The following is a 19,214-nucleotide window of genomic DNA, read 5'->3' on the forward strand; positions in this document are numbered from 1 at the left end:
GTGTGAATTTAGAAAGGATAAAGGAATGAAAAAACTGATTTTGGCTGCTTCTATTATGGCATTGACAGCATGTTCTGCCCCTCAGCAAGAACAGATCAATGTAATGCCAGAAGCTTCACTAAGCTCAAGCAACCTTGTACAAGGCAAAACATACACACTAACCAGTAAAGATGTTCGTGCCGCTCAATATGTAGCCTTGGTTGATAGTGGCCGTTCAAACATTCAGCCAATTCACGCTAAACAAAACATGCGTATTTCGCTAGAGAACGCAGTAGCTCAACAGTTAGAGTCTCAAGGTTTTCGAGCAAGCGTAAACAGTGAAAACTCCATTGTTTTAGAGATTCAAGAAGCACTTGTTACCGTAGAACACACCATTCTGGAAAACAAAATGGACGGTAAAGTAACGCTTGAAGTAACGGCCGAGACACCTGAAGGTAAGCTCGTTAAAACATTCAACGGTACCGCAACTCGTACTGGAGCGCTAAGTGCTTCAAACGACGACATCTCAATGGTTCTTAACGATGTGATCAACTTGGTTCTTACTGAAATTGCGAACGACCCTGAACTACAAAACTACATGAAGGAACGTTTCTAATGAGCCGTATTCTAACTTCTATTGCATTAATGCTGGTGAGCGTGAGCGTTTGGGCAGGCCCAAAAGTGAACGTTGAAACAACATTAGGTGACTTCACGATTGAGCTAAACCAAGAGCAAGCTCCGGTTAGTACTGAAAACTTCCTAAAATACGTGGCAGACGGCAGCTACGAAGGCACTATCTTCCACCGTGTTATTCCTGGCTTTATGGCGCAAGGTGGCGGCTTCGATCAAGACATGAATCAACAAGCGACTTATGCCCCAATCAAAAATGAAGGCAGTAACGGTCTAAAGAATGATACAGCAACGATCGCAATGGCTCGCACTAACGCTCCAGACTCTGCGACTCGTCAGTTCTTTATCAACTTTTCGGATAACGACTTCTTGAATGCAAAAGGTGGTAACCCGGGCTACGCTGTTTTTGGCACGGTAACTGAAGGGTTTGATGTCGTACAAAAGATGGCAACCATTCCGACTAAGCGAATGGGCCGCATGTCAGATATCCCAGCCGACCCTATCATCATCAACAAAGTAACACTTCTTAAGTAATTTCATACAGCGCCCTTAACCTCTTAAGGGCGTTTTTCTATACAAGGACGCCCCATGTCATCTGGCACTCCCTCTCTTTCTTGGATGCAGACTTTCCGTAGCTACCTAGATAAACGTCTACTTTGGGTGTTTATGTTGGGTTGTTCGAGTGGCTTTCCGTGGGTTCTTATCGGCTCTAACATGTCAGGCTGGCTAAAAGATGCAGGATTAACTCGTGCTGCTATCGGTTATTTCGGTAGTGTGTTCGCCGTCTATGCCATCAACTTTCTTTGGGCACCACTGGTAGACCGAGTCAAACTGCCGATTCTACATGCGATATTGGGACAACGACGCAGTTGGATATTTCTATGCCAAAGCTTTGTATTGATCTGCACGCTGTTCATTGCCGGGGTTAACCCTGCCAATGACTTGATGTTCACCTCAATGCTGGCTCTCGGAATTGCGATTGCGTCGGCAACCCAAGATATAGCCATTGATGCCTTCCGTATTGATTCATTTCCTAAATCTGAATCTACCAAATTACCGCAAGCATCCGCAATGGCAGTGATGGGATGGTGGACAGGCTACTCTCTTCCTGGTTACCTCGCATTTATCAATGCCGATACAATAGGTTGGAATGGTGTTTATTACGGCATGGCCGGTGTCGTCATCATTCTGATGCTATTCACTCTATTTGTCGGAGAACCAACAACACAACGTGAAGCATTACAAAAAGAAGCACAACAGCGCCATAATAAAGTTGTGGGCTCTAAAGTTGTGGCCTGGCTAAGCGTTACCGTGTTGGAACCTTTCTACGATTTCTTTAAGCGAAACGGTGTTCAAGTCGCTATTACGCTTCTGTTGTTCGTATTCCTGTTTAAGATAGGTGAAGCCTTCTTAGGCAGAATGTCTATTCCCTTCTATAAAGAGATAGGCTTTAGCAATGAACAAATCGGCCACTACTCCAAGTTAATTGGTTGGGGTGCAACCATATTCTTCACCTTGCTAGGCAGTGTCTTCAATGTGAAATTTGGTATTGTACGTGGGCTAATGATTGGCGGCGTAGCAATGGCAGCCAGCAACCTAATGTTTGCATGGATTGCTCAAGTAGGACCCAATGAAAACTTATTCCTTGCAACGATTATTGTCGATAACTTCACAACCGCCTTTTCGACAGTTGCATTCGTTTCCTTCTTAACGCTACTAACTGGGCAAGCTTTCTCGGCAACGCAATACGCCTTGCTAGCATCATTGGGAAATTTCGGTCGTACAACTCTGGCTTCATTTAGCGGTGAGCTGGTCGACTTCCTCAATGATTGGTCAACCTTCTTTATACTAACGTCATTAATGGTGATTCCAAGTTTGATCATGCTCTACTCGTTACGCCACTTTTTCACTGATTTATTAGAAAAAGCCAAAAACAACCACGAATAAGAGTAAAAAACAAAAGAGAAGAGGGTAGCCCAGTGCTACCCTCTTTTACTTTCTGCCAGCAGAGACTTAAACGCTAATCTGTTGTATTACTTACGATTAAGTTAAAACCAGTTCCCGTCGAGTCATCAATCGCTACGACTTGATAAACAACACCGTCAGCCAAAGTTGCAGGCGCAGAGTCAATGGCAACAGTAGTTGGGTCTCCTGCTACAGTAATTGTCACGTAGTAAGATCCCGCTGCAACATAAATACCATTCGCGTAATCTTTGAACTTCACATCACTTAATGCCGGAGTGCTACCAGATATTCCCACGTTCTCAGTCAAGTAGATATCAACCGATGCTGCAACTGGGTTTGCCGCAGCATGGGTAATGTTTAACACCGCACTGGTCGCAACCGGGCGACGGTTTTCAGGGACAACTAGTGGTTCCAAATTGAGTGGACTTACCGTACCCACGGCATAAATGCTGTAATCCATTCCGGCAAATACAGCCAACCCGTCAGCATCAATCAATGCATTGGTCGTTGTGCCATCGGCAAAGATGTCAATATCGTAAGTCCCTGCTGCTAAATCTAAAAATCCACGGATCTCTTTAAACATTAAATCAGCAAGTGGAGCAAATGCAGAACCGTTGACAAATGGGTCGACATCCGGCGCACCATCAACCAAATGCCCCACTCTTACTTCTGCCGTTTCTGCCATGTCGTAGATTAAAGATGAGCCGCTACCATCCATCACCATCAACTTCACCGGAGATGCACTGTTTGAATCAGCTCTTGGCACCGCCGCAATCGTTAGCTCGCTACCGCCAGAAAGAGTGATTTCTCCAGAGTCAAAAGCAATAGCACTGCCGCTCACGGTTTCTAATCTCACACGGTATTGCCCTGCTGGGATATTGAGTACGTCGGTAAAATCCTTATAACCTAGAGTACCAAGCGGAGCGCCCAATGGATCATTCGGTGCCGTTACGTATAAGTTCACATCCCCAACCCCTGTTGCCGCGTGAACAACTTGCACATCTAAACTTGAACTCGTTGCCGTTCCCTCAGCAGGCCTTGTAACAACTAAAGCCTCAACCGGGTTATTAGAACCATCAGCATCGCCGACCACCATTACGGTGTAATCTAGATCACCGCTCAAATCGAATTGGCTTGGCGGAATCACAGTCGCTACTTCGTCACCTGGGAGTTGGACATCGACTTGCAGAGTGGTTTGGCCTTGATCTAATGAGGCATATCCGGATGCTTGAGCATAATCGACACCGCTCCAACGAGCCTGACTATTTACTAAGACATTAGCCAACGGAGCATCTGGCGATGCATGTACAGCTTGTAGTTGAGTTGTTGGTTCATCGTCATCATCACACCCCACAATGAACAGGGCTGACATCGCTACCGCGAGTACTGGTGAATATTTCATCGGTCTTCTCTCCAAAAAAGTTAGACCAGTTCGTCACACAAATGATTAGTCCAATAACTAATCTTTAAAAATTGTCTCAAAACCTAGTGCAGTGAACTGTCTTTAATTCTCCGTGATTCAAAAAGTAGCTAGGTTGAAATTCCTAGTCAGTCATCACATGAGTTGTTCATCAATTGATTCCAACATCATTACGCAGTTGGTCAAAAATAGATCAAAGACAAGATTGAAAGGAGGTTTGAATGAGTCATTTTTAAAGAGAAAACGCTTAGAAAGGAATACTGTTGATTTTGATATGCATGTCACTCTAATTAGTAGAATCGTTTGCTTAGCACAGTATTTCACCTATTTATCCGCAAAATAATCTAATTTCACAAAATCAATAGAATTAGAGGTGCATCAAGATGCATTGATACATTAAAGTTCCATCATTTAGATCATTAGTGTGATCAACCTCACCTTAATAATTGCAATTTTCACTCCGTCTCACTTTTATTTGAGAACAAAATCGCTATTATGCTCGGCATTCGGACATCATAAACACGCACGGATTAGCGGGTTACTTATTTCAAACATAGAGAGTTCCATTATGCGTAAATCACTTTTAACTCTTGGCCTACTTGCAGCAGTATCTGCTCCAGTAATGGCAGCTGATTATTCTGACGGCGATACTCACAAGAACGATTACAAATGGCTTCAATTCAACCTTATGGGTGCATTTGATGAGCTTCCAGGTGAATCATCACATGATTACCTAGAGATGGAATTCGGCGGCCGTTCGGGAATCTTTGACCTTTACGGTTATGTTGATGTTTTCAACCTAACATCAGACAAAGGTAGCGATAAAGTTGGTGATCCTAAGATCTTCATGAAGTTTGCTCCACGTATGTCTATTGATGGCCTAACAGGAAAAGACCTATCTTTCGGTCCAGTACAAGAGCTATACGTTGCTTCATTAATGGAGTGGGACGGTACTGATTACAAAACTAACCCATTCTCTGTAAACAACCAGAAAATCGGTCTTGGTTCTGACGTAATGGTTCCATGGTTTGGTAAAGTTGGCGTTAACCTTTACGGTACTTACGATGGCAACCGTAAAGACTGGAACGGCTACCAAGTTTCTATGAACTGGTTCAAACCATTCTACTTCTTTGAGAACGGTTCATTCATCTCTTACCAAGGTTACATCGACTACCAATTTGGCATGAAAGACGAATACGTTTCAGCTAGCAACGGTGGTGCAATGTACAACGGTATCTACTGGCACTCAGATCAATTCGCAGTAGGTTACGGCCTTAAAGGCTACAAAGATGTATACGGCATCAAAGATAGCGATGCGCTTAAGTCTTCAGGCTTCGGTCACTACGTAGCAGTAACTTACAAGTTCTAATTGAACTTCTAAGAAAGTTTCCTAAATGGCACCCTCGGGTGCCATTTTTTATTGCTTTCATTTAATGCCTCGCTATCCTTGCAGCATCACTTTCTTATCTCGGTATTGCTGTGAACATCACTATTGTTGGGCCAGGGGCCATCGGCTCTTTATGGGCAATAAAACTACTTCAAGCTGGTCATAATGTGTCTTTGTGGAGTCGTTCCATTGATAACTCAATTGACTTATCACTTGATGGACAAGCTTCCCTTTCCTTCAGTAACAACAATATCGAAAAGCTATCAGCGAGTGACTTGGTTATTTTCACGGTCAAAGCTTGGCAAGTGGCAGAAGCCACTACTCCGTTACTTCAACATCTCGATCCCGACACCATTCTCATGTTCATGCATAACGGAATGGGCGCGGTTGATGAGATAGCTACTCAAATTGATGCTTATCCAATAATATTGGCGACGACTACTCAAGCTGCATTCAAACCCGACCGCAATAATGTATCTCACACAGGAATCGGCCAAACTCAATTGGGTGCTTTCAACCAAACTGGCCAACAGTGTACGTTTTTAGTTGATGTCTTAGATGATGCTCTCCCTGCTGTGCGTTGGAACCCACAAATAGAAGCCGCGCTTTGGACTAAGCTCGCCATCAATTGTGCGATCAACCCACTCACGGGCCTTGAACAGATCAAGAATGGCGAGCTTGCAGATAAAAGGTTTGAGGATATTTTGAGTTCTATCGTTAAAGAGCTCACGCAGGTTATGCAAGCCGAAGGGATCGTTTGTTCATTCGATGAATTGGAAGCAAGCGTCAAACAGGTTATCCAAGCCACGGCGCAGAACAATTCATCCATGAAGCAAGATATGTTTTACCAACGTAAGACAGAGATCGACTTCATTAACGGCTACCTTATTAAGACTGCACTCAAGCATCAGATAGACGTTCCCGTTAACCAAAGACTGTTCGCTCAGGTCAAAGGGCAAGAAAATCGCTGGAATCATCAAGATTAGTCAGCAACGGTTAACAAGTCGCGATAAAATAACAATACCGCTAAGCATTACGCTAGCTCCAATATCCAAGATTTTAGGTAAGAATAGATGCTTGATATCAATCACATCCGAGAGCAGTTTCCTGCGCTATCACAAACCATCAATCAACAGCCGTTGATTTATTTAGACAGCGCGGCAACGACACAAAAACCTCAGGTGGTTATTGATGCCATTAGCCAATATTACTCCAAACAAAATGCCAATGTTCACCGTGGTAGTCATAGCTTAACAGCGAACGCGACCAGTCAGTTTGAAGCGGCAAGAGATAAGGTCGCTCAGTTTATTGGTGCAAGATCTTCAAAAGAGATCATTTGGACTCGCGGTGCCACCGAAGCACTTAACCTGATCGCTCAAACCTACGCAAGAAGTACCCTTCAGCCTGGCGATGAGATCTTGGTTAGCGAAATGGAGCATCACGCCAACATAGTGCCTTGGCAAATTGTGGCAGAACAAACCGGGGCTAAAGTCGTTAAAGTACCGATGACATCGGATTGCGAATTTGACCTAGTCGCGTTTGATACGCTTTTAAATGAACGAACCAAGATTGTTGCATTGGCTCAGATAACCAACGTGACGGGTTCTCGTCAGCCAATTGAAGCTGTCATAGAAAAAGCACACAAGATGAATGCGATTGTTGTGGTCGATGGCGCGCAAGGGATCGTTCATGAGCCTATTGATGTTGCTGCTTTAGGTGCGGATTTCTACGTATTCTCTGGGCACAAACTCTATGCCCCTGCGGGTATCGGTGTGCTTTACGGCAAGCTTGAATTGCTCGAAGCGATGCCACCTTGGCACGGTGGTGGCAAAATGGTTGATCGCGTCTCTTTTTCTGGCACCACTTTTTCAGAACTGCCGGGGAAATTTGAAGCGGGCACGCCAAATGTGGCGGGAGCGATAGCATTAAGCACCGCAATAGAATGGTTAAGTGGTTTTGCACAACAAGATGTCGAAAATCATATCCACCAGCTTCAGCGCGAAACCTACCGTGCACTCAGTAAACTGGATGATATTCAGATATTGGGATATCAACCCAACGCAAGTGTGATTACTTTTGTGATGGATGGTGTTCACCATCAAGATATAGCGACCCTACTGGATCAGCAGGGCATCGCGGTACGTGCAGGACATCATTGTGCTCACCCATTAATGGATGCACTTAATGTGAAAGGAACGGTTCGAATTTCATTTGGTATTTACAACAACATGGATGACGTTGATAAGCTTATAGCTGCGATAGAAAAAGCCGTTGATATGCTTTAGGGGATGGCGAGTAGCAAATTATTTAGGGTTGGCGTTTAGCGTCAACCCTTTTTGTTTCTGTGTATCTGAGTGATATTAAGCACTTAACTCTTGGATTTGAGCAACAATCGCTTTTAATCCGTTTCCGCGAGATGGGCTTAGGTGGGTGATTAAACCGATGTTTTCAAAGTAACCATCAATATCAAACGCTTGAACCTGCTCTGATGTTTTTCCATCATACGCAGCCATCACTAATGCAATCAGACCGCGAACGATACGAGCATCAGAATCAGCAAAAAAACACCAAACACCGTCGATGTTCTGAGAAACTAGCCACACTTGGCTTTCACAACCAGAAACTACAACCTGCTCACTCTTCAGCTCATCAGGCATGCTAGGTAATTTCTTACCCCATTGAATCACTTGGCGATAACGATCTTCCCAGCCGCTGAATGTCTGCATCTTCGCGACAATATCATCACTGGTAATTTCAGTGCCGAATGGAGAGCTTGGGAATGACATCATTTTAATATCCAATAGATTATGACTAAATGTAAAGGTAACAATGGTTTAGTGTTCTCAAGCAAATAATAGAGAACTACTTAGAGTGCTTTTGAATCAGCTTTTCAACAATACGTGAAACAGCCACAAAACCAAAAGTCGCGGTGACCACTGTCGCAGCGCCAAAACCCGTCGCACAGTCCATGCGTTTTGGACCTTCCGCTGTTGCTTTCGCAGCACATACACTGCCGTCGGCTTGAGGGTATTTCAGTTGCTCAGTCGAGAACACACAATCGATACCAAACTTACGCGCAGGGTTCATAGGGAAATTATGATGACGACGAAGGGTATCTTTTAGCTTCTTCGCTAGCGGATCTTGAATCGTCTTAGTCAGATCGGCCACTTTGATTTGAGTCGGGTCGACTTGCCCACCCGCGCCACCGGTGGTGATCACCTTAATTTTGTTACTACGACAATATGCCAACAGTGAAGCCTTAGCTTTCATACTATCAATCGCATCTAACACAAAGTCGAACTCTTTCGATAGGTATTCAGCCTGATTATCAGGACCAATAAAGTCGTCAATCAGGTTCACTTTACACTCAGGGTTAATCAGTTTGACGCGTTCTGCCATCACTTCGATTTTGCTCTTACCGACGGTACCCGACATTGCGTGGATTTGACGGTTGATGTTAGTCACACACACATCATCCATATCGATCAAAGTCAGCTCACCTAAACCGGTACGAGCAAGCGCTTCAACAGCCCATGAACCTACACCGCCAATACCGATCACACACACGTGTGCTGCTCTAAGTATGTCGACTTCACTATTGCCATATAAGCGACGAGTGCCACCAAATCGTTGGTCATAGTTTTCTGAAGCTGGAGTGGTCAATTCACGCATTGTTGCCGCCAATTTATTTCTGAGAAAAAGAAAAGAGTGCGTTTTATACGCACTCTTGAATTAAAAGTCTAGGGGATTAGCGATTCGCTTTCAATGCCCTATTTTATTGTTGTTTACTCGACCTTTTCAGGAGGTAAAGCCCAAGGCGCTTCGGTTGCACTGCCATCTAAGCCAAGCTTCCATACACGACCAAAATGCTTGTAATGACCCGCTTCCGTTCCCGCTCTTGGCCCCATACCGTGGTAGAGATCCAAATGGTTCTGCTTAACTGCGCCACCGGTATCCAAAACAAGTAACAGTCTTAGTTGGTGCGCACCGCTCCAAGTACCGTCTGCATTCAATAATGGAACCTCAGCCAGGATTGGCGTCCCCATAGGCAATATAGAGCGATCGCCCGCGACTGCCGCCATAGGTAATAGAGGGATGCCCGCGCTGCCCATTACTGATAGGTCGTCTCTCGCTTCAAAAAACACGAAAGATGGGTTTTGCTCAAGCAGCTCTTTGACTACTTCAGGATCGTTTGCCAATATCCACTCTTTGATTGCTTTTAGCGACATTTTTTCGCGTGGAACTAAGCCTCGCTCGATCAAAACACGGCCAATGCTCACGTAAGCTTTATTGTTCTTACCCGCGTATGCGAAATACTGCAACGTATCGTCATCACCGAAATGCACGAATCCACTGCCCTGCACTTCCATCATAAAGGGATCGATGCGGCTCGCCGAGTAACCTAACTCAAGACCTTGACCTTCTAATGCGCCATTGTAAATCTCTTCGCGTGTTGGGCACTCTTTGCCACACTCAGGAAGCCCGTAAACTGGGAAACGGTATTCTTCACTGGCTTCGTGGCGTAGCTCCATTACAGGAGAAAAGTACCCCGTGAACAAAACGTTGCCTTGCTTATCACCACCACCCAATTGAGCAGTTTGAACGCCAAAGTTAGCGAGCTCGCTTGGATCTCCACTTTGCATCGCCCACTCATTGAGTTGCTGATAAAGCGGCTCATAGATTTTAGCCATCGAAGGGGATTTAGAAACCACCATTTCAGCTTGCTCTGCAAATGCGGTGTAGTCTCTTGGTTTATTGGATTCAACCTGATCGACCTTATTTAAGGTGCGAGAAAATTCGTCATCAAGGTGTTGTTGAGCAAGATCAGTCGGTTGAGCACAGCCAAATAAGAAAGAGGCAGCGACAAGGGGAAGCCATTTTTTAATCACAAGAGTCATCCTAAAAATTCTATGCATCGAGGATGACAAAAACAGTCAGATAACACAATCGTAGATTGTAAGAGTTTACAATAAGATAACCTATCGGACTGAGTTCTCGATATGGCCTTTAAGGCGGAAGACGGGATTGTAGTGATTATCAGAATCGAGCACCATTTCTGTGTTGTCAGAATTGGTCATGCGGAAGCGATAGGTTTTATCACCCGCTTTATATTCGAAGTAGTTACCATCAAAGTCAAAACTCGTCGAAACAACAGACCCACGCACTGACACGCCATTAGCATTTAGTCGAAATTCGTCTGTCGCATAATGTGCAACGTCCTGCTCTACCCACGTACCGTATATCAGATTGTCGGGCGTTGCCGCATCTTGTACTCGGGAAAGCACATCACCGAACAAGGAAACCACAGCAAACGATCCCACCAAAGCTAAAACCATTAAACAGCGTTCAATAATCTTACGCTTCAACTTAGATTGATTGCGTTGCTCAACTTCACTGTAGAGGCCTTGGGTAATCTCATCGATTTTGTTCTTTGTTGCTGGAGCTTGTTGCATTCGGTTACGACTCATAAAGATGCTATATGCATTCTACACTGAGACAGTTTATATAATGAACCCTAGATGAGAATAGTTTGCGCTTTATTCCAAAAAAGTTGTTGTTTATATTTGAATTTAAATGCTAAATTAACGAATAAATAAACACAAATGGACTTGTTCTGTGAAATTAAGAAGTACAGCGCTAGTAAAAGGTTTCAGACAATCAACCCCTTACGTGAACGCTCACCGTGGCAAAACCATGGTTATTATGCTTGGTGGCGAAGCCGTTGCCGATAGAAACTTTGGCAACATAATTAGCGATATAGCCTTACTCCACAGCCTTGGGGTAAAAATTGTTCTCGTTCACGGAGCAAGACCGCAGATCAACCAACTATTAGCAAGGCAAGATTGCCACACGCCTTACCATAAGAATATTAGAGTTACTGACGAATATTCTTTAGGTGTCGCGATGCAGGCTGCTGGTCAACTACAACTGGCTATCACAGCTCGACTTTCAATGAGCCTAAACAACACCCCTATGGCAGGCACTCAACTCAATGTGATGAGTGGTAACTTCATTACCGCTCAGCCGCTAGGTGTCGATGATGGTACGGATTATTGCCACAGCGGGCGTATTCGTAGAATAGACATCGAAGGGATTAATCGCACACTTGACCAAGGCTCCATCGTCCTTCTAGGGCCTATAGCTAGCTCCGTGACTGGCGAAAGCTTTAACCTGCTTTCTGAAGAGGTCGCAACCCAAGTTGCTATTCGTTTAAAGGCCGACAAGCTGATTGGTTTTTGCTCTGAGCAAGGGGTAACGGATCAAAACGGTAATGTGCTCGCCGAACTCTTCCCTAAAGACGCCAAGCAAATTCTAGAACGCTTAACGGAATCTCAGAACCCTAAAGAAGATATGAGCACTGGTACGTTACGCTTCTTAAAAGGGGCTATCTCTGCTTGTCGTGCTGGAGTGCCTCGTTGTCATCTAATCAGCTACAAAGTGGATGGCGCATTAATTCAAGAGCTATTCTCTTTTGATGGTATTGGCACCCAAGTGGTCATGGCAAGTGCCGAGCAAGTAAGACAAGCTCAGATTGATGATATCGGTGGCATCTTTGACCTCATTCGTCCACTGGAAGAACAAGGCATCTTAGTTCGCCGTTCAAGAGAGCAGTTAGAGCAAGAGATCTATCGCTTTACCATTATCGAAAAAGACGGCCTAATTATTGGCTGCGCTGCGCTATACGCGTATCCAGAAGACCACATGGCAGAGATGGCCTGTGTTGCTATCCACCCAGACTATCGCGATGGAAACCGTGGCCAGTTACTGCTGGATTACATGCGCCACCAATCAAAATCTCGTGATATCGACCAGATCTTTGTCCTTACTACGCACAGCCTTCACTGGTTCCGTGAGCAGGGGTTTTACGAGATAGGCGTGGACGAGTTACCGATGGAAAAACAAGGGCTATACAACTATCAGAGAAACTCAAAAATCTTAGCGCTAAACGTATAAATAAAGTTTTGGAGCGGAATCTCAATTTAATGGAAAAATAATTGCAAATGTAATCGTTTACTATATGAGATTTATCAAATATGCACTTTCACTCACACGAATAATTGTATAGAATTTAGGCGCTTTATAATATTAACAAATGTTTTTATTGGAATTGCCATCTCGATAGTCATATCGAACTCATTGAGATGGTCACTGCACGGATTGCTATACCCGTTGACGGTCAGCATGCTAACCATTAGCTCTGCTCGTTAATATAAACAGCAAAAAGAGCAACATTGATATGAGAACCATTGTTTGTAACTCGCTGCAAAGTTTTTGGGATATGGCTGATAACCAATTCTTAGAAGGGCTAGACGTACACTGCGTGTTCCCTGTTAGCGAGAATCTAAAAGAGTTTATTTTGAATTGCCAAGCAAAGTACAAGATAAACCATATATCGTTCACTCGAGCGTTTTTAAGCAAAGAGTCTTAATAACGTTCAAAGCAACCAGGGATGGTTGCTTTGTGTTTATCTAGTTCTAAGTTCAAGCCCTTTTCTAGCGGCCATTAACGACTAATTCGTTAACCTACTGCCTAAACCACTCACTCGCTCTGTTTTCACCTTAATCCCACGCTTCAACACATTTGTGTCGCTGAACATCATCAGTCGTTTCTTCGCACGTGTAATACCGGTATAGATAAGCTCTCGCGTTAAAATAGGGCTGAAATCCGGCGGCAAGATCATTAAGGTCAGATCAAATTCACTGCCTTGAGATTTGTGTATCGTCATCGCATAAGCGGTCTCATGATCGGGGACTCTGCTTGGAAGCACGGCTTTCACACTGCCATCTGGCAACTCAAAATACACCTTCAGTCGAGGTGTGGAATTCGCACTATTTGATTCTAAAGTCGTTGAATCGGCTTCGAGCATACAGATACCAATATCACCATTGTACAAACCTAAACCATGATCATTACGCGTCACCATGACTGGTCGCCCGTGATACCACAATTCATCGTTGTGCGGATTCACCAAACGTCTTGCGGCAAGCGCCCTTTCGATTCTGTGGTTGAGGCCTTTAACACCAAAGTCCCCTTCACGAATGGAACACAGCAATCGACACTGACTAAACAAATCGAGCACCGATTTTGCGCGTGACTCTTGAGTCTCTAGCTCTTCAAGCGGTACATTCATTCTATTGAGATATCCACCATATTCATTGACCAAAGTTCGCAGCATCAAGTTATAGCTGTCACTCGACAAGGGATGGTTTTCGATGTCATCAAATCCTTTCGAAAAAACTTGATCCACCTGACTCGCAGAACCATTATTGATCGCTTTTGCCAACTGTCCGATACCTGAACGCGCATCGAAACGGTAACTCTTCTGCAACATACACAAGCTGTCTGCAATCGCAGGAGGATTAACGGCTCCCACTTTTGCCTGCTGTGTATTGGCTATCGCATCAAAACCAGTCATCTCCGCAATCAAGTTGCCTTGTGCACTGCTGTAACCCGCAGAGTTGAATGAACAGATATCACCTAACACAGCACCGGCCTCTACTGAAGCGAGCTGATCTTTATCACCCAATAAGATGAGCCTTGCGTGCTCAGGAAGTGCATCCACCAGCTTATACATCATCGACAGATCAACCATAGAAGCTTCATCCACTACCAATATATCAAGGTGAAGTGGATTACGTCGGTTATGTCTAAATTCCGCTCGATTAGGAATCGCGCCGAGTAACCTATGTAAAGTACTGGATTCAGTCGGTATGTTGGCCTTTACTTCAGGTGCTAATGGCAGCTGCTCAATCGCTTTACCAATCGACTCGGTTAAACGCGCCGCTGCTTTACCTGTCGGTGCCACTAGCTTGATCGTCGGTGTTTTGCCTTGGCTGAGCGATTGCTCGACCATCGCCGACAGTAATTTGGTTACTGTGGTCGTTTTACCGGTACCCGGCCCACCAGAAATAACAGCAAAACGTCGACTTAACGCCACCGCTGCCGCTACTTTTTGCCAATTCAAACAAGCAGATAACGGCACTAGACTATCCAGCACATCTAAATCTGTCACTTGTTTAGCTTGAACAATCGCTTGGTCTATCGCGCCCCAATCCAAAGCCTGCTCATTCACAATATCTAGATGGTCACACACCAGTTGTTGGCGCAATACCTGAGACGTTTGTTGGTTTGCTTTAGCCTTGGCTAAGGCATTAAACAGAAAATGGTAACTGCGTGCGAATAGTTGATTGAGCGTTTCAGTCAGTGCCTTCTTCTGTTCAGTATTGAACTCTACTGGCTTACTTAAACGGTTTAGAGTTTCAGCCAACACAACTTCGTAGTTCCAATAACGCTGTAAGTAGACACGCTGTCCATCAAACATCAGCGGCTTAACACAGTCATTGGTTGTACCTACTAGGTTTGACGATTGAAGTACCGCCACCCAATCAATACCTAATAACTTTTGATTCAATTGCAGGGCAGTTTCACCGTACAACCCAAGTAACTGAGCAAAATCCGCCGTTTGTTCAGGGCCTACCGTATACTGCTGTATAAGCTGAGTACAAATATGCCCCTTGCCCAACTCATGGCTCACCACCCCAGCGAGAAAACCGATCTCTTGAGAATGACTCGTCGCTTGCTGCGCAATAAAACGGGCAAACTGATAATCCAATTGACGAATTGAGCCCTTATCCGCAAGGAACTTGAGTACATCCATGAGCTGTTCAGGGATAAGTGAAACTGGCTTTACAGAGTTCGCAGTTTCCATGCCGGTATTATTGGTCGTTGTTGTCATTATAGAAGCCCCATCTGTCCAGTTTCATCGTCATTCAATTGCGCTGAACGTCTGTCTATCACTTTACCGTCAATCAATTGATCCATTTCATCGAGCAAAGCCAATGTGGGTTTAGCCGAGAAAACACCTTGTTGTGATTGGCCATCCATTCCTCTTAGGAACAAGTAATAAACCCCACCGAAATGTTGTTCATAACTGTAATCCGCAACGCGGCTGCGTAAGAAGCGATGCAATGCCAACGCATAGATTTGATATTGCAGATCGTAGCGGTGGTCGGCCATCGCCGATTTCAATGCTTCACCATGGTAGACGGCAACGTCATCACCTAGATGGTTCGATTTCCAGTCGAGGACATAGTATTTACCTTGGTGCTCGAACACCAAATCGATGAAGCCTTTCAACATGCCTTGCACGGTTTGGAAGCCAAGGTCACCCGCTTTTGCTGATAGCGGATCATGGTACTGAATGGTTTGATTCAATTCCGATGCGGCTAATACTTCGATCGGCAACAAGAATTCCATCTCAACTAAACGTTGCGTCGAATCTTTCTCGCTTAGCTTTAAGTTTTTACCGTCCAATGCTGTATTAAGAACGGTATCGACCAGTAGTTGAAGCACAGGTAACCACTCTAGTTCGTATTGCTCTGACTCTAATAAGTGAGTGATTACTTGCGCGTTATGTACACTGGTTGCTGGCTCGGTAAATTCAACATCCTCAAACAAGGTATGTAAGAAGGTTCCCGGACGAGCGCCACGAGGGAAGGTGAATATAGAACGTTCCGGTTCAATCAGCTCAGACTCATCTTGCTCATCCGCCGAATCAATATCAAAGCCAGACACCTCAATCGTGGCATCATGACTTGCGCCGTGACTGCCTTGTTTTACAAGCCCCGAGTAACTGGTGATTCGCCAAGCTCGGTCAATTGAAGCCTTCAATTCACTAGCATGTAAGTCTTCACTCACTTGCTCTGTCTGTACAAAAACGTGCTCGTGCGCGGTAGGCGTTTCAGACAGTAATACGCTTGAATTCTTACTCTCAATCGCTGACAAAGCTTGATTCAACTCAGCAATGCCTTGTTCTTGTCCGTTTTGAACCAAGTAGCCCATCGCACTTAAGTGAACGCCAGTTGGCTCTTTAGTTGAACGCCCTTTACGTAGCGGTGCCATGCCAATAAAACATCCATAAACAGCACGAGTCAGCGCTACGTAGATCAAGCGTAAGTCTTCCGCTAATCGCTCTTTATCGGCTTGCGCTAAGGCACTATCGCTACCCGTAATATCAAGCACTGTGGTATCTGAGTCGTGATCGTAGAACTTGCCTTCACTCGCTTCACGGTAGCTCGCGACAAACGGCAGAAATACTAGATCATATTCCAGACCTTTCGATTTATGAATAGTAACGATTTGAACTAAGTTTCTTTCTGATTCAAGGCGTTGAATGTCGTCATCACTCCCGCCTAAACCATTTTGTGCATCTGATATCACTTCTGCCAACCAACGCAACAAGCCATAGTCACTGTCGAGTTCTTGTCTTGCTTGTTGCAACAACTCGCCAATGTGCATTAAATCAGTGAGTGAGCGCTCACCATTTTCTTCTTCCAGTAAGCGTTCCGCGAGATGTCGTTTACTGATCACGCTGCGCAGCATTGGCAGCACGCCGCGCTGAAGCCACAACTTACGATATTCTCGAAATTCGTTAACGACGTTTTCCCAAACCACTTCATCGTTGTTGAGTTCATCCAATGATGCCGCATCCAAAGCAAACAACTCTGAGGCTAAACTGGCGCGCAACGCGCGGTCGTTTTCAGGTGTCAGCACCGCTTGCAATAGGCGTTGGATGTCTTGTGCGACCAAACTGGTGAATACACTGTCTCGGTTAGACAAGTAGACACTCGCAATGCCTTGCTCAGACAGCGCGTTCTTGATCAGACGACCTTCACTACCGGTTCGAACCAAAACAGCAATATCACCCGCATTCACGGCATGTTGTTTTTTGCCGTTATCAAAATAGGCTTGTTGATTTTGAGAAGCGATCAGAATGGTTTGAATTTGACTCGCTGTCGCCTCGGCCATGGCTTTGTGATATTCGCCTTTCGGCAATGGCTTATCTTCCGCTTCTTGTAGCCAAAAGGTCAGTGCATGCTGGGTTTCTCCGTTCATCACCCATTGGCGTTTATCAGCCGATGGGCTAGCAGCAACGGGTAAGAATGGAATGTCTTGATCGTAGATAAACGGGCTATCCGAATTCATAAACACTTGGTTTACCGCGCTGACCATATCAGCACTCGAACGCCAGTTAGTCCCTAGCGTGTAGTGAGCACTAACTTGGTTTCTCGCCTTAATGTAGGTAAAGATATCCGCGCCACGGAAGCCGTAAATTGCCTGCTTCGGATCACCGATCATAAACAAACCGCATTGCGGGTTATCTAAATAGATTCGGCTAAAAATACTGTATTGCAACGGATCGGTATCTTGGAATTCATCAATCATCGCTACTGGGTATAAGGTGCGAATTCTCTCCACCAGCCGTGATTGCTCATCTACATCGATTGACGCGGATAACTGAGTCAGCAAATCATCAAACGATAACCACTGCTTCTGCTGTTTAGCCTTAGCCAACATAGTTCGACAATGAGTAATCGCATGTGCCAGCAAAGGAGCTTTTAGATCTGCTGGAGAATTTAAGAAGTCTTCAATCGCTTCGAAAACTGCGTGTTGAGGTGCAGTGCCTTTTGGTGTTTTTTCAATTAACGTTGCTTGTGAGAACTTCTCTAGTTTATCTGGAAACTGGTAATCATGAGTGTCGCTTTGCGCCCATGCTGTGACGGCTTCTAACCAAGTCGGCAAAGACTTCTTAGTGTAGCTGCGCTTATTCACATCCGATCCAGAAATCAAAGCCAAAAAGTCCGCTTCGGATTCACACCACAACGCCTTAAGTTGCTTCACTTTATCTAGGTTTTGATTGTGCAGAGTTTGCAGGTCGCCCGACATTGCTTCGACGGTTAGCTTTAGTGGAGAACCCGTCAGATAACGATTTACGTCAGCCAATAGAGAAGCGGGAGAACCCCAGATATTACGAACCTCACCTGCTAATTGAATTGGCAATGGGTAGAACTGTTTACGCCAATAGTCGGCAACCACTTGTGCTTTTAGGTGGCTTTCATCGGTCACAAATTCATTATCAAAGCGGCTTCCAGACTCGAAGGCATTTTGAGTCAACATTCGCTGACAGAAACCGTGAATGGTGTAGACCGCTGCTTCATCCATTTGTCTTTCAGCGTTAAGCAGAGTTTTAGCTGCGCCAGCATGATCATCGATGGCTTGTAACAAAGGAGCAATCACTGGGTCGTCACTTTGCCCACGTGCAAACGCAATCCGTGCATCATGGATTCGAGCACGGATACGATCTCGCAGCTCAGCGGTAGCCGCTTCGGTAAAGGTCACCACTAGAATTTGGTCTACAGTTAGTGGCTCATGGTGTCGTGTAGCTTCCGTCAGATCTCCTTGCGGCGCAGCAGTGCCGTGCCCCAGCAGTAAGCGCAAATACAAGCCAGCAATAGTAAATGTTTTACCCGTACCCGCCGATGCTTCAATTAAACGCGCGCCATGAAGTGGAAACGTCATGGTATCGAGTGTTTTTGGAGCGATTACCTGAACACTGCTTGTGGTCGTCATGCCTTACTGCCTTTTGATAGATGAGTCTGTTAAAAATGTGACTATTGTTACAAATGTGACTATTGTTACAAATGTGACCTAGCGTGGAAAACGTCATTCAATTTACGTCCTACGCATATTTGTTAATAGTTAGTGCGATCTCTCTCACGGATCAATTCAGATCGCCTCGCTACTATGCGCCCACGAGTTCAGGAGCGCCTATGAGTTTTGTACTTTACGGCGTTACTTTGAACCACAGAATAATGGTCCCTCTGACCTGTGGCCGTACAGCGAACGCCCTACACTAATAATGATTTACTGGCGGCCACTTTATTTCCTGTACCTTACTTCCCTTCGCCTTGATTCCCTTCACCTTGAAAGCACGCATCCCAAATGCTGACCAGCAACTCTCTTTCGTTTTTCATTAATTCAGCACACTCGTTA

Annotated in this window: 15 protein-coding genes; 8 read left to right on the forward strand and 7 right to left on the reverse strand. The window is 45.0% G+C overall.

Annotated features, from left to right (window positions below; genetic code table 11):
* Positions 1–25: 25 nt before the first annotated feature.
* The 3 genes from AACT19_RS00195 to AACT19_RS00205 are packed head-to-tail and all read left to right on the forward strand — an operon-like array spanning position 26 to position 2,556.
* Positions 26–595, forward strand: coding sequence for a YajG family lipoprotein (locus tag AACT19_RS00195; RefSeq protein ID WP_076644741.1), 570 nt, complete (start codon positions 26–28; stop codon positions 593–595).
* Positions 595–1,143 carry a peptidylprolyl isomerase gene (locus AACT19_RS00200; protein WP_017079928.1) on the forward strand — a complete coding sequence of 183 codons (549 nt, stop codon included), beginning with the start codon at positions 595–597 and terminating at the stop codon, positions 1,141–1,143. The genes AACT19_RS00195 and AACT19_RS00200 overlap by 1 nt, the downstream gene beginning before the upstream one ends.
* A 54-nt stretch (positions 1,144–1,197) precedes the next feature.
* Positions 1,198–2,556, forward strand: coding sequence for an AmpG family muropeptide MFS transporter (locus AACT19_RS00205; RefSeq protein WP_017079927.1), 1,359 nt, complete (start codon positions 1,198–1,200; stop codon positions 2,554–2,556).
* Between the two features lie 73 nt (positions 2,557–2,629).
* On the opposite strand, the gene AACT19_RS00210 is transcribed toward AACT19_RS00205, so the two are convergent.
* A complete protein-coding gene (locus AACT19_RS00210; RefSeq protein WP_076644742.1) occupies positions 2,630–3,976 on the reverse strand; it encodes a DUF4397 domain-containing protein in 1,347 nt (448 codons plus the stop codon).
* Between the two features lie 586 nt (positions 3,977–4,562).
* On the opposite strand from AACT19_RS00210, the gene AACT19_RS00215 reads away from it, so the two are divergent.
* The 3 genes from AACT19_RS00215 to csdA all read left to right on the forward strand — a co-directional run bounded on the left by AACT19_RS00215 (position 4,563) and on the right by csdA (position 7,666).
* Positions 4,563–5,363: a nucleoside-specific channel-forming Tsx family protein gene (locus AACT19_RS00215; protein WP_004735200.1), complete on the forward strand. Its 801-nt coding sequence runs from the start codon at positions 4,563–4,565 to the stop codon at positions 5,361–5,363.
* 110 nt (positions 5,364–5,473) lie between these two features.
* The gene (gene panE, locus AACT19_RS00220; RefSeq protein WP_076644743.1) at positions 5,474–6,367 is read left to right on the forward strand and encodes a 2-dehydropantoate 2-reductase; all 894 of its coding nucleotides are present in this window, start codon (positions 5,474–5,476) and stop codon (positions 6,365–6,367) included.
* Between the two features lie 87 nt (positions 6,368–6,454).
* On the forward strand, positions 6,455–7,666 hold the full coding sequence (gene csdA / locus AACT19_RS00225) for a cysteine desulfurase CsdA (protein ID WP_076644744.1): 1,212 nt from the start codon (positions 6,455–6,457) through the stop codon (positions 7,664–7,666).
* Positions 7,667–7,741: 75 nt separating this feature from the next.
* Here the strand turns inward: csdA and csdE are convergent, their stop codons facing one another.
* The 4 genes from csdE to AACT19_RS00245 all read right to left on the reverse strand — a co-directional run bounded on the left by csdE (position 7,742) and on the right by AACT19_RS00245 (position 10,834).
* Positions 7,742–8,170, reverse strand: a complete 429-nt coding sequence (csdE, locus tag AACT19_RS00230) for a cysteine desulfurase sulfur acceptor subunit CsdE (RefSeq protein ID WP_004735197.1) — start codon at positions 8,168–8,170, stop codon at positions 7,742–7,744.
* A 73-nt stretch (positions 8,171–8,243) separates the two neighbouring features.
* On the reverse strand, positions 8,244–9,053 hold the full coding sequence (gene tcdA / locus AACT19_RS00235) for a tRNA cyclic N6-threonylcarbamoyladenosine(37) synthase TcdA (RefSeq protein ID WP_004735196.1): 810 nt from the start codon (positions 9,051–9,053) through the stop codon (positions 8,244–8,246).
* Positions 9,054–9,166: 113 nt separating this feature from the next.
* Positions 9,167–10,279, reverse strand: a complete 1,113-nt coding sequence (gene mltA / locus AACT19_RS00240; protein WP_083717857.1) for a murein transglycosylase A — start codon at positions 10,277–10,279, stop codon at positions 9,167–9,169.
* A gap of 81 nt (positions 10,280–10,360) precedes the next feature.
* The gene (locus AACT19_RS00245) at positions 10,361–10,834 is read right to left on the reverse strand and encodes a DUF2850 domain-containing protein (protein ID WP_004735194.1); all 474 of its coding nucleotides are present in this window, start codon (positions 10,832–10,834) and stop codon (positions 10,361–10,363) included.
* A 163-nt stretch (positions 10,835–10,997) separates the two neighbouring features.
* On the opposite strand from AACT19_RS00245, the gene argA reads away from it, so the two are divergent.
* Both argA and AACT19_RS00255 read left to right on the forward strand, forming a co-directional pair.
* Positions 10,998–12,335, forward strand: a complete 1,338-nt coding sequence (gene argA, locus AACT19_RS00250; protein WP_065682557.1) for an amino-acid N-acetyltransferase — start codon at positions 10,998–11,000, stop codon at positions 12,333–12,335.
* 283 nt (positions 12,336–12,618) lie between these two features.
* A complete protein-coding gene (locus AACT19_RS00255; RefSeq protein WP_004735192.1) occupies positions 12,619–12,810 on the forward strand; it encodes a hypothetical protein in 192 nt (63 codons plus the stop codon).
* Between the two features lie 81 nt (positions 12,811–12,891).
* Here AACT19_RS00255 and recD read toward each other — a convergent pair whose 3' ends face one another.
* Entirely contained in the window at positions 12,892–15,117 is a 2,226-nt protein-coding gene (gene recD, locus AACT19_RS00260) for an exodeoxyribonuclease V subunit alpha (protein WP_076644745.1), read from the reverse strand.
* A complete protein-coding gene (gene recB / locus AACT19_RS00265; protein ID WP_076644746.1) occupies positions 15,117–18,791 on the reverse strand; it encodes an exodeoxyribonuclease V subunit beta in 3,675 nt (1,224 codons plus the stop codon). Before recB ends, recD begins: the two co-directional genes overlap by 1 nt.
* Between the last annotated feature and the right edge of the window lie 423 nt (positions 18,792–19,214).

The sequence above is a fragment of the Vibrio sp. 10N.222.47.A9 genome (genome assembly GCF_963872585.1).
Taxonomy (GTDB): domain Bacteria; phylum Pseudomonadota; class Gammaproteobacteria; order Enterobacterales; family Vibrionaceae; genus Vibrio; species Vibrio splendidus.

Excerpts from the sequence above, each read along its gene's own strand:
- AACT19_RS00195 (WP_076644741.1), top strand. The coding sequence starts at position 26 with ATGAAAAAACTGATTTTGGCTGCTTCTATTATGGCATTGACAGCATGT.
- AACT19_RS00200 (WP_017079928.1), top strand. The coding sequence starts at position 595 with ATGAGCCGTATTCTAACTTCTATTGCATTAATGCTGGTGAGCGTGAGC.
- AACT19_RS00205 (WP_017079927.1), top strand. The coding sequence starts at position 1,198 with ATGTCATCTGGCACTCCCTCTCTTTCTTGGATGCAGACTTTCCGTAGC.
- AACT19_RS00210 (WP_076644742.1), bottom strand. The coding sequence starts at position 3,976 with ATGAAATATTCACCAGTACTCGCGGTAGCGATGTCAGCCCTGTTCATT.
- AACT19_RS00215 (WP_004735200.1), top strand. The coding sequence starts at position 4,563 with ATGCGTAAATCACTTTTAACTCTTGGCCTACTTGCAGCAGTATCTGCT.
- csdA (WP_076644744.1), top strand. The coding sequence starts at position 6,455 with ATGCTTGATATCAATCACATCCGAGAGCAGTTTCCTGCGCTATCACAA.
- csdE (WP_004735197.1), bottom strand. The coding sequence starts at position 8,170 with ATGATGTCATTCCCAAGCTCTCCATTCGGCACTGAAATTACCAGTGAT.
- tcdA (WP_004735196.1), bottom strand. The coding sequence starts at position 9,053 with ATGCGTGAATTGACCACTCCAGCTTCAGAAAACTATGACCAACGATTT.
- mltA (WP_083717857.1), bottom strand. The coding sequence starts at position 10,279 with ATGACTCTTGTGATTAAAAAATGGCTTCCCCTTGTCGCTGCCTCTTTC.
- AACT19_RS00245 (WP_004735194.1), bottom strand. The coding sequence starts at position 10,834 with ATGCAACAAGCTCCAGCAACAAAGAACAAAATCGATGAGATTACCCAA.
- AACT19_RS00255 (WP_004735192.1), top strand. The coding sequence starts at position 12,619 with ATGAGAACCATTGTTTGTAACTCGCTGCAAAGTTTTTGGGATATGGCT.
- recD (WP_076644745.1), bottom strand. The coding sequence starts at position 15,117 with ATGACAACAACGACCAATAATACCGGCATGGAAACTGCGAACTCTGTA.
- recB (WP_076644746.1), bottom strand. The coding sequence starts at position 18,791 with ATGACGACCACAAGCAGTGTTCAGGTAATCGCTCCAAAAACACTCGAT.